The organism is Streptomyces inhibens, assembly GCF_003389455.1.
Classification (GTDB): Bacteria; Actinomycetota; Actinomycetes; order Streptomycetales; family Streptomycetaceae; genus Streptomyces; species Streptomyces inhibens.
The window spans coordinates 42186-52250 of sequence record NZ_QUAC01000242.1 but is presented as its reverse complement, the minus strand read 5'-3'; the positions used below and the strand labels follow the sequence as shown (position 1 = coordinate 52250).

At 70.0% G+C, this 10065-nt stretch carries 6 protein-coding genes; 2 read left to right on the top strand and 4 right to left on the bottom strand.

Annotated elements, in window-relative coordinates; genetic code table 11:
• The first annotated feature begins 481 nt into the window (after window positions 1-481).
• Window positions 482-1852 (top strand): alpha-amylase, encoded by a 1371-nt coding sequence (locus DY245_RS31290; protein WP_128510568.1) that lies wholly within the window; start codon window positions 482-484, stop codon window positions 1850-1852.
• Between the two features lie 28 nt (window positions 1853-1880).
• On the opposite strand, the gene DY245_RS31285 is transcribed toward DY245_RS31290, so the two are convergent.
• Window positions 1881-4832 (bottom strand): FAD-binding and (Fe-S)-binding domain-containing protein, encoded by a 2952-nt coding sequence (locus tag DY245_RS31285; protein ID WP_128510567.1) that lies wholly within the window; start codon window positions 4830-4832, stop codon window positions 1881-1883.
• Between the two features lie 36 nt (window positions 4833-4868).
• A complete protein-coding gene (locus DY245_RS31280; RefSeq protein WP_128510566.1) occupies window positions 4869-5327 on the bottom strand; it encodes a MarR family winged helix-turn-helix transcriptional regulator in 459 nt (152 codons plus the stop codon).
• A 122-nt stretch (window positions 5328-5449) separates the two neighbouring features.
• On the opposite strand from DY245_RS31280, the gene DY245_RS31275 reads away from it, so the two are divergent.
• On the top strand, window positions 5450-7267 hold the full coding sequence (locus DY245_RS31275; protein WP_128510565.1) for an ABC transporter ATP-binding protein: 1818 nt from the start codon (window positions 5450-5452) through the stop codon (window positions 7265-7267).
• A 202-nt stretch (window positions 7268-7469) separates the two neighbouring features.
• Here the strand turns inward: DY245_RS31275 and DY245_RS31270 are convergent, their stop codons facing one another.
• Window positions 7470-8588, bottom strand: coding sequence for a methyltransferase domain-containing protein (locus tag DY245_RS31270; RefSeq protein ID WP_244943386.1), 1119 nt, complete (start codon window positions 8586-8588; stop codon window positions 7470-7472).
• A gap of 525 nt (window positions 8589-9113) precedes the next feature.
• On the bottom strand, window positions 9114-9371 hold the full coding sequence (locus tag DY245_RS31260) for a hypothetical protein (RefSeq protein ID WP_128510562.1): 258 nt from the start codon (window positions 9369-9371) through the stop codon (window positions 9114-9116).
• Window positions 9372-10065 lie beyond the last annotated feature (694 nt).

Genomic DNA, 10065 nt, shown 5'->3' with positions numbered 1-10065 from the left:
CCGCCCCGGGCGCGGCCGCCGCGGCCTGACCGGCCGTGAGCCCGCCGAGCCCCAGCCCGGCCCCCGCCGCACCGGCGGTCCACAGGACCGAACGGCGGCTCGGGCCGGCCTCGTTGTGGTCGTGGTTCTGCGGTTGTGCCTCGTTCATCGATCCTCCATGGGAGCGGTGGTGCGCCGGGGCATGTGTGAACCTCGGTCAGGACCCTGTCGGCCGGGGGCCGGAGGCACAAGAGGGCCGATTGGACTCTTGAGGCGACACGCTTGGACTCTTCGCCGCAATACCGGGCTGCTTGCTGCAAGACCGGACGAGTCCTCGGCAGCATCTTTCGCAACTCACTGAAAAGCCTTGCAGAAGGCCTTGACGTGTCCGCGAGACAAACGGCAGGCTCCGATACCGGAATCCCCCCATGGCGGCCTGGCGCGTGGCTGCTCTCGTGGGTGCGGTGTGCTTTGCCGTGCCCGATGACGAAGGAGCCGCAAGATGCAGCAACGTTCCCGTGTGCTGGGCGGGGCGCTGGCCGGAGTGCTGGCCGCGGCCGGCCTCGCCACCGTCGCGCCCTGGTCCTCGCAGGCCGCCCCACCCGGCGAAAAGACCGTCACCGCCACGCTGTTCGAGTGGAAGTACGCGGATGTCGCCAAGGCCTGCACCGACCAGCTGGGCCCGGCCGGCTACGGCTTTGTCGAGGTCTCGCCCGCCTCCGAGCACATCCAGGGCGACCAGTGGTGGACCTCGTACCAGCCCGTCAGCTACAAGATCGCCGGACGGCTGGGCGACCGGAGTGCGTTCGCCTCGATGGTCAGCGCCTGCCACGGCGCCGGCGTCAAGGTCATCGCCGACGCCGTCATCAACCATATGGCGGCCGGCTCGGGGACCGGCACCGGCGGCACGCAGTACACCAAGTACAACTACCCCGGCTTCTACCAGGACCAGGACTTCCACGGCTGCCGCAAGAACATCTCCAACTACGGCGACCGCAACGACGTCCAGAACTGCGAACTGGTCGGGCTCGCCGACCTCGACACCGGCAGCGACTATGTCCGCACCACCATCGCCAAGTACCTGAACGATCTACGGTCGTTGGGCGTGGACGGCTTCCGGATCGATGCCGCCAAGCACATCTCCGCCACCGACATCTCCGCCATCAAGAGCAAGATGAGCGACCCCGGTTACTGGGTGCAAGAGGTCATCCACGGCGCCGGCGAGGCGGTCCAGCCCGACGAGTACACCGGCATCGGCGATGTCGATGAATTCCGCTACGGCGGCCACCTCAAGAGCGCCTTCCAGGGCGGCAACATCGCCCAGCTCAGGTCCGTCGCCGACGGCAAGCTCGGCAGCGACAAGGCCCGTACCTTCGTCGACAACTGGGACACCGAGCGCAACGGCTCAACGCTCACCTACAAGGACGGCGCGGCCCACACCCTCGCCAATGTCTTCATGCTCGCCTCGCCCTACGGCTCACCGAACGTGTACTCCGGCTACGAGTGGTCCGACAAGGACGCGGGTCCGCCCAGCGGCAGTGGCGGCTGGACGAATGAGCACGCCAAGCGGGAGATCACCGGGATGGTCGGCTTCCGTAATGCGGTGGGCTCCGCCGAACTGACCGACTGGTGGGACAACGGGGGGAGCGCCCTTGCCTTCGGGCGGGGGAAGGCCGGCTTTGTCGCCCTCAACAATGGTGACGGTGAGCTGAGTCGGACATTCGCGACGTCGCTGCCCGGCGGGACGTACTGCAATGTGGTCAAGGCCGCTCCGGACGACTGCGGCGGCAACACGGTCACGGTCGGGGATGACGGCAAGGTGCAGCTGACCGTGCACGCCAAGAGCGCGGTGGCATTGCATATCGCGCGCTGACGCGCGCTCGTCCTCGAACTCCCCCCAGCTACCGCTCGGAGGTGCTTTGGTCTGCGGGCCGGGTAGCCCGCTCCAACGCCAGGAGGGCCGAGCAATAGCCTCGGCCCTCCGTCGCATGATCCATGCCGACCTCGCACATCCGGTTCGCCGACAGATACGCGTCGAAGTGCCGCGCGGTCACCTCCGCGGCCTCCTTCGCGGTGGCCGACTCCGTCAGCTCCCTGTGCAGCATTCCGCGGTCGCCGGCGAAGGCGCAGCAGCCCACGTCGTCCGGCACCACCACCTCCCGCGCACACGCCTCGGCCACCCGGCGCAGCTGCGCCTCGTCGCCCAAGTGCTGCATCGAGCAGGTGGGATGGAGCACCGCGGAGCCGAGGGTGCGCAGGATCTCCAGATGGGGCAGCAGTTCCTCGGCGGCCCAGACGAGGGAGTCGACGACGGTCAGCTCGCCGTGCAGCGCGCGATTGTCCGGCGTCAGATACGGCACGACGTCATGGGCGAGGCCCAGGGTGCAGGAGGAGGCGTCCACCACCAGCGGCAGCTGTCCGCCGGCCGTCCATCCCCAGGCCGCCTCGACGATGCGGTTGGCCATCACCGCGGCGCCGCGCTCATAGCCCTTGGAGTGCCAGATCGTGGCGCAGCAGGTCCCGGCCACATCGGTCGGGATCCACACCGGCCGGCCGGCCCGCCGCGACACCGCCACCACCGCCTGGGGCAGTGAAGGTCCGCGATACCCGGCGGGCTCGCCGAAGATCCGGTTCACACACGCCGGGTAGTACACGGCGGCCGCGCCCACCTTCCGGGTCGCGGGCAGCGTTCGGGCCGCCGCGCCGGGAAGCCGCGGCAGCCACTCGGGCACCAGATCGGGGCGTACGGCCCGGCGGGCGGCGCCGGTCAGCGACGCCGCCAGCCGGTCGCCGATCCGGTCAGCGGCGGCCACCGCCAGCCGTGCCGACCTCTCGACCACCTTGAACTGCCGGGCGGACCGCTCGGCGAGCCACTCCTCACGCGGTGAGTGGCGCCGGTGCCGGAAGTCCTGCATCAGCGCGCCGGTGTCGATCCCCACCGGGCAGGCCAGTTTGCAGGTCGAGTCGCCGGCGCAGGTGTCCACCGCGTCATAGCCGTACGAGTCCAGCAGTTCGGTGGTGACAGGGGAGCCGGGCGGCTGGCGCAGCATTTCGCGGCGCAGCACGATCCGTTGGCGGGGTGTGGTGGTCAGGTCCCCGCTGGGGCAGGTCGGTTCGCAGAATCCGCATTCGATGCACGGGTCGGCGAGGGCCTCGACCTCGGGGATCGTCTTCAGACCGCGCAGATGCGCCTGCGGGTCGCGGTCGAGCAGGATCCGCGGGGCCAGGATGCCGTGCGGATCCACGGTCTCCTTGATCCGCCACATCAACTCCGTTGCCTGTGGCCCCCATTCGAGCTCCAGGAACGGCGCGATGTTCCGCCCGGTGGCGTGCTCCGCCTTCAGCGAACCGTCGAAGCGCTGCACGGTCAGCCGGCAGAACTCCGTCATGAACGCGGCGTAGCGCTCGACATCGGCCGGCTTCGCCGCATCGAACGCGAGCAGGAAGTGCAGATTGCCGTGCGCGGCGTGCCCGGCGACCGCCGCGTCGAAGCCGTGCCGGGACTGCAGCTCCAGCAGGGCTGTGCAGGCGTCCGCGAGCCGGTCCGGCGGCACCGCGAAGTCCTCGGTGATCAGCGTCGTACCGGATGGGCGGGAGCCGCCGACCGCCGTCACAAACGCCTTGCGGGCCTTCCAGTAGCCGCCGATGGCCTGCGCGTCCCGGGTGAAGACATTGGTGATGGACGCGACCGGCGCGACCAGATCCAGCCCCGCCAGCACCTGCGCGGCGGCCCGCTCGTACGCCTGCCGGCCGGCCTCGTCGGGCGCCCGGAACTCCACCAGCAGCGCGGCGGTCTCCTTGGGCAGCATCGCCCAGTCGGCGGGCACCCCGGCCACGCTCACCGACGCGCGCAGGGTATTGCCGTCCATCAGCTCCACGGCCCGTGCGCCCGCCGCGTTGAACCGCGGTACGGCGGCGGCCGCGGCGCTCAGCGCCGGGAAGAAGAGCAGCGCGCTGGAGGTGTACCGGTCCAGGGGCAGGGTGTCGAAGACGGTTTCGGCGATGAAGCCGAGGGTGCCCTCGGAGCCGACCATCAGCCCGCGCAGGATCTGCACCGGTGTCGCGCCGTCGAGGAAGGCGTCCAGGCGGTAGCCGTTGGTGTTCTTGATCTCGTACTTGGCGCGGACCCTGGCCACCAGATCCGGATCCGCCTCGATCTCCGCCTTGAGCGCCAGCAGTCCCGCGCACAGTGCCGGTTCGGCGCGCGCCAGCTCCTCGTCGGCGTCCGGCTCCGCGGTGTCCACGATGGTGCCGGACGGCAGGACGACGGTGAGCGAGGCCAGCGTCCGGTAGGAGTTACGGGTGGTGCCGGCCGTCATCCCGGAGGCGTTGTTGGCGACCACACCGCCCAGCGTGCAGGCGATCGCGCTGGCCGGATCGGGCCCGAGCAGCCGGCCGTGGCGGGCCAGCGCGGCGTTGGCGCGGAGCACGGTCGTGCCCGGCCGGATCCGGGCGCGGGCGCCGTCGCCCAGCACCTCGATCCCGGCCCAGTGCCGGCGTACGTCGACGAGGATGTCCTCGCCCTGCGCCTGGCCGTTGAGGGAGGTCCCGGCGGCCCGGAAGACGACCTTGCGGCCCTTGCCGTGGGCATAGGAGAAGACCGCGGAGATGTCGTCGACGTCCTCGGCCACCACCACGACCTGCGGCACGAAGCGGTACGGGCTGGCGTCGGAGGCGTAGCGGACCAGGTCGGAGATCTTGTGCAGCACCTTGTCCGGGCCGAGCAGTGCGATGAGGTCGCCGCGCAGCGGCTCGGGGGTGCCCGATGCCCGCAGGTCGGCCACCCGGTCGTGCGCGGGGTTACCGGTGGCGGTGCGCCGCAGGGTCTGGGGATCCGGCTCCAGCAGGGGCATGGCGCACTCCTCCGGTTGACTCCACGTCAGATCGGTTCAGTGATGCTTACCCGGCCCGTCGACCAAGGTGGACAGCAGACCGCCGAGCACCTCACGCTGTTCGGCGGTCAGTGGGGCAAGGATCTCCTCCGCCGCGGCCCGCCGCGCGCTGCGCAACGCGCGGAGCGTGGAACGGCCGGTGTCGGTCAGCTCGATCCGTACCACCCGCCGGTTGGCCGGATCGGGCACCCGGCGCACCGCGCCATGCGCCTCCAACGCGTCCACCAGCGTCGTCACCGCCCGCGGTACGACCTCCAGCCGCTCGGCGAGGTCGGCCATCCGCGGCGGGGTGTCACGGCAGTGGTCGACGATCCGCAGCAGCCGGGACTGCGCCGGGGTGAAGGCGATGTCCAGGTGCTCCAGGTGGTGCTTCTGGGCGCGGTGCATCCGCCGGGTCAGCCGTACCAGCTGCTCGGCGACGTTGGCGGTGCTGACCGTCGGCTCGGGGGAGGGCATACCGCGAGGATAGCGGATATCAGGACCTGGTTCATTGTGAGCTTAGGTAACAATGAGCTAAGCTCCACGATGCTTGCCCCTGGCTGTCCATGCCTGACGTCCGCACACCCTCGAAGGAGCCCATGCGCCGCGACGAACCCCAGTGGACCCCACCGCCCAAGGACCCGGAAGCGCCGGTCCAACTGCGGCGGATCCTCGCCCTCTTCCACCCCTACCGCGCCCGGCTCGCCCTCGTCGGTCTGCTCGTCGGCGCCTCCTCGCTGGTCTCGGTGGCCTCACCGTTCCTGCTCCGCGAGATCCTGGACGTCGCCATCCCCGGCCGGCGCACCGGACTGCTGACCCTGCTCGCCCTCGGCATGATCGCCACCGCCGTCACCACCAGCGTCTTCGGCGTACTCCAGACCCTGCTGTCCACCACCGTCGGCCAGCGCGTGATGCACGATCTGCGCACCGCCGTCTACGCCAAGCTCCAGCGGATGCCGCTGGCCTTCTTCACCCGCACCCGCACCGGCGAGGTCCAGTCCCGGATCGCCAACGACATCGGCGGCATGCAGGCGACCGTCACCTCCACCGCCACCTCCCTGGTCTCCAACCTGACCTCCGTCATCGCCACCGTCTGCGCCATGCTCGCGCTCGACTGGCGGCTGACCGTCGTCTCGCTGCTGCTGCTTCCGCTGTTCGTCTGGATCAGCCGCCGGGTCGGCAACGAACGCAAGAAGATCACCACCCAGCGGCAGAAGCAGATGGCCGCGATGTCCACGATGGTCACCGAGTCGCTCTCGGTCAGCGGCATTCTGCTCGGCCGCACGATGGGCCGCGCCGACTCCCTCACCAAGAGCTTCGCCGACGAGTCCGAGCGCCTGGTCGACCTGGAGGTCCGCGCCAACATGGCCGGCCGCTGGCGGATGGCCACCATCGGCATCGTCATGGCCGCCATGCCCGCGCTGATCTACTGGGCGGCCGGCCTGGTCCTCCAGATGGGCGGCCCGGTCTTCTCCATCGGCACCCTGGTCGCCTTCGTCTCGCTCCAGCAGGGCCTGCTGCGGCCCACCGTCTCGCTGCTGTCCACCGGCGTACAGATGCAGACCTCGCTCGCGCTCTTCCAGCGCATCTTCGAGTACCTCGATCTGCCGGTCGCCATCACCGAGCCCGCCGAACCGGTGCGGCTCACCGACCCGCGCGGCGAGATCCGCTTCGAGAACGTCCGGTTCTGCTACGACCCCGAGGCCCGCCCCACCCTCAACGGCATCGACCTGACCGTCCCGGCCGGCGGCAGCCTCGCCGTCGTCGGACCGACCGGCAGCGGCAAGAGCACCCTGAGCTATCTCGTCCCACGGATCTACGACGTGACCGAGGGCCGGGTCACCCTCGACGGCACGGACGTCCGCGACCTCGACTTCGACACCCTGGCGCGCTCGGTCGGCGTGGTCTCCCAGGAGACGTACCTCTTCCACGCCTCGGTCGCCGACAACCTCCGCTTCGCCAAGCCGGACGCCACCGACGACGAGATCGAACGCGCCGCCAAGGCCGCTCAGATCCACGACCACATCGCCGCTCTGCCCGACGGCTACGACACCCTCGTCGGCGAGCGCGGCTACCGCTTCTCCGGCGGCGAGAAACAGCGCCTCGCCATCGCCCGCACCATCCTGCGCGACCCGCCCGTCCTCGTCCTCGACGAGGCGACCAGCGCCCTGGACACCCGCACCGAACACGCCGTACAGCAGGCCATCGACGCGCTGTCCGAGGGCCGCACCACCCTCACCATCGCGCACCGCCTCTCCACGGTCCGCGACGCCGACCAGATCGTGGTCCTGGATGCCGGACGGATCGCCGAGCGCGGCACCCATGACGAGCTGCTCGCCGCCGACGGACGTTATGCGGCGCTCGTACGGCGTGACGCACACCTCACCCCGGCCGACGATCAGGTGATGACCCGGTAAGTGACCCACGGGTAAGGTCGGGGATGCGGCGGCCAGTTCACTGGTCGGGGCGGCCGCCGCACCCTCTTCTCGGCCGCCCGGCGCGCCGCGCCTGCTCCGGATTCCTGGTGGCCGCCACGTCCGCGGTTCCGCGGGTCGCCGTCGTGGCCCGGCGAAGGCCCCGCCCATGCGCCACGGGGGCGACGCACGGACGGGGCCGGTCTCAAAGGGCCCAGGATTCGGCCGGGTCGTCCAGCCACACCCTTTCGCCCTCGGCGGTCACGGTCAGACCGAACCGGGTGTGGTCCGGCTTTCCGCGGTGGACCCACCAGCGGAAGGCGTTTTCCGCGTTGTCCCAAAGTCGACGGGGGCCGACCTGCCACACACGGGCCGTGTCTCCGTCGCGGAACATCACACACGCCCACGAGTTGTCACTCAGGCTGTAGAACCAGACCGGCCGCGCGCCGTCGCTCTTCTCCGCCACGACGTACGAACACCGGGGGACCCGGACGCCCATGGCGAACCGCTCCGGGCCGAATTGCTCCCCGACGAACTCCGCTTCGGTGATCGTCGTGGACGACTCGTCGCCGTCGGCCACGCTCCCCGTGACGTATGCGGAGTGAGCCCGGGGGACAAACCGCTGGGACCGGAGCTTCATGAACTCCACGGGGCCGGTGAACCTGCCGGACGCGCTCTCACCGTCCGGCGCCACCACCAGGCGGGCCACCGCGTCGGCATGGCTGTAGTTCGTCCCCCACGGAGCCACGATGACCCCGCCGGGCCGGCACTGCTCCACCCACGCGAACGGAATGGAGCGGAGGCCGCACGTAGCGATGACCCGGTCATACGGCGCCCCTTCCGGATAGCCCTGGAACCCGTCGCCATGGACGACATGAAGGGGGATTCCCAGCCGCTCCACCGTCGCCATGGCAGCCGTGGCCACCGCCCGGTCCACCTCCATCGTGGTCACGCTCCCCGGCCCCGCACGGTGGGCCATGAGCAACGCATTCCAGGTCGTGGCGGTGCCGATCTCCAACGCCTTGTGGCCGGGCCGGAGGTCCAGGTCCTGGAGCATCCGGAACACCACGGAGGGCATGGACGCGGAGCTGGTCGGCACATGACCCGGTTCGGTGCCGGAGTGCTTCCCGTCGTCCCATTGCGTCACGATCGGTACGTCGGAGTCCGCGTACGCGTGCCACTTGGCGGGGTCGTCCGCTTTGGAAACGGCCACGCTCCGGCCGACCGCCATATCGAACGGCCACATGAGGTCCGGCAGAACGGCGGAACGAGGAACAGCCGCGTACGAGGGGGCCCAGTCGGAGGAGAGGGCCCCGGAAGACATGAGGGCACGCCCCGGCCCGTCAAGGCTGGGGCGCTCCTTGTGTGCGTCGGTGCTCACTGGTCAGGCAGCCTTGGGCGGGTTCGGCCGACCCGGGCCACCGTCAGGGGACGGAGGCTGATGTGGGCCGGGGTAGGGCTCCCCCGGGAGCTTGTCGCCACCGTCGTTCGAAAGGACTGCGATCACTGTTCCTCCAGGTGCTCTCACTGATGGTTGACCCGGCCGGCTGCCGCTGTCCGTGAGACAGCCGGCCGGGGTCCTACCCGCCCCCCTGCCGGGATCACTCAGCACGCGGGGGACGCCGGAATGGACATCCGGCAAGGGGACGGAATCCAGGGGGCTAGCCGGTCGCCGGCTTGCCGTGAATGCGCTCCCGCATCCGGTCCAACGGGTCTGCCATTTCCACGGGCTCCCCGTCATGCTGCGGGTGACGCCGGAGCAACACACGGCAGTCAACTGCTTTGGTCAGGTCGCCGGCCTTTTCGGCCGCCTCCAAAACGCGTTGCAGCTCTACGCACTTGGTGCAGCTCACGCCATGCCCCTGAGACGGGCCCGCTGAAGCTTCGCCAGGGCGTGGAGCTGTCGTTCCTCGCGTGCCGTGCCGGGCCTCAGGCGCCCGTATGCCACGCCCCAGATAAGGCCCGTGGGCCGCTCCAGATCCACCATCAGGCCCTTCACTTCTCGCACCACGGCCACCATGTCGGCATCCCGGTCAAAGACGACGGTCCCCATCGTGATCTCTTTGGGTGACGTGAAGTACGCGGGTTGCGTCTCCGTCGTGGTCATGTCTGAAACTCCCTTCCGTGCGGATGGCCCGCGATCACGGCGTTACAGCTCCGGACGGTCAGCGGGCGTCCGTTCCGGCGGGCCGGCTCCCTCTCCCGGTCGCAGGACTGGCACACGTCGCACCCAGGAACGGCGACGGGCTCCAGCTCCCGTCCGGCCAACGCACGGCCTCCCGGGGCGTTCTCACTCCCACTCATCGCGCACCCGCCTCCGTCCGGCAACATGCCGTTCCAGGAGTTCACGCGTCGGCCGGGTGTACGGGCCCCGTGGGATACCGGCAGGAAGCGGAATCCACGGAGCGAACGTCACGGTGTCAGGCACCGGCTGCCCGGAGTCGCCTTCAGCTATGGCTACTCCCAGCTCCGCCACGTCGTCGGTGGACGCCGGAGCGCAGTGCTCAGTCATCCGAACCCCTCACTGTGTGCGGCTGGTTGGTGACAAGAGTGGGGCAGAAATCGGTACTGTGAGGAGAGATTCAACGCCCAACCTGGGCGTTGGTCAGTCCGGCATATACGCACGCCGTTGACCGGCGTAAACGACGCCACGACCGCAGGTGACCAGGTCAATGGGCAGGGGGAGTTATGGACCTTACCGGGGGTGCAACAGGGGGCGCGCAGGGCGCGGACGACCCACGCAAGCAGTTCGCCGAAGAGTGCCGGAGCGGCCGGGAGCTGCACCCGCAAGGGCCCCTGAG

What these genes read in the sequence shown, in the direction of transcription:
- DY245_RS31270 (WP_244943386.1), bottom strand. Translation starts at nt 8,588, where the DNA reads ATGTCTTCCGGGGCCCTCTCCTCCGACTGGGCCCCCTCGTACGCGGCT.
- DY245_RS31280 (WP_128510566.1), bottom strand. Translation starts at nt 5,327, where the DNA reads ATGCCCTCCCCCGAGCCGACGGTCAGCACCGCCAACGTCGCCGAGCAG.
- DY245_RS31260 (WP_128510562.1), bottom strand. Translation starts at nt 9,371, where the DNA reads ATGACCACGACGGAGACGCAACCCGCGTACTTCACGTCACCCAAAGAG.
- DY245_RS31285 (WP_128510567.1), bottom strand. Translation starts at nt 4,832, where the DNA reads ATGCCCCTGCTGGAGCCGGATCCCCAGACCCTGCGGCGCACCGCCACC.
- DY245_RS31275 (WP_128510565.1), top strand. Translation starts at nt 5,450, where the DNA reads ATGCGCCGCGACGAACCCCAGTGGACCCCACCGCCCAAGGACCCGGAA.
- DY245_RS31290 (WP_128510568.1), top strand. Translation starts at nt 482, where the DNA reads ATGCAGCAACGTTCCCGTGTGCTGGGCGGGGCGCTGGCCGGAGTGCTG.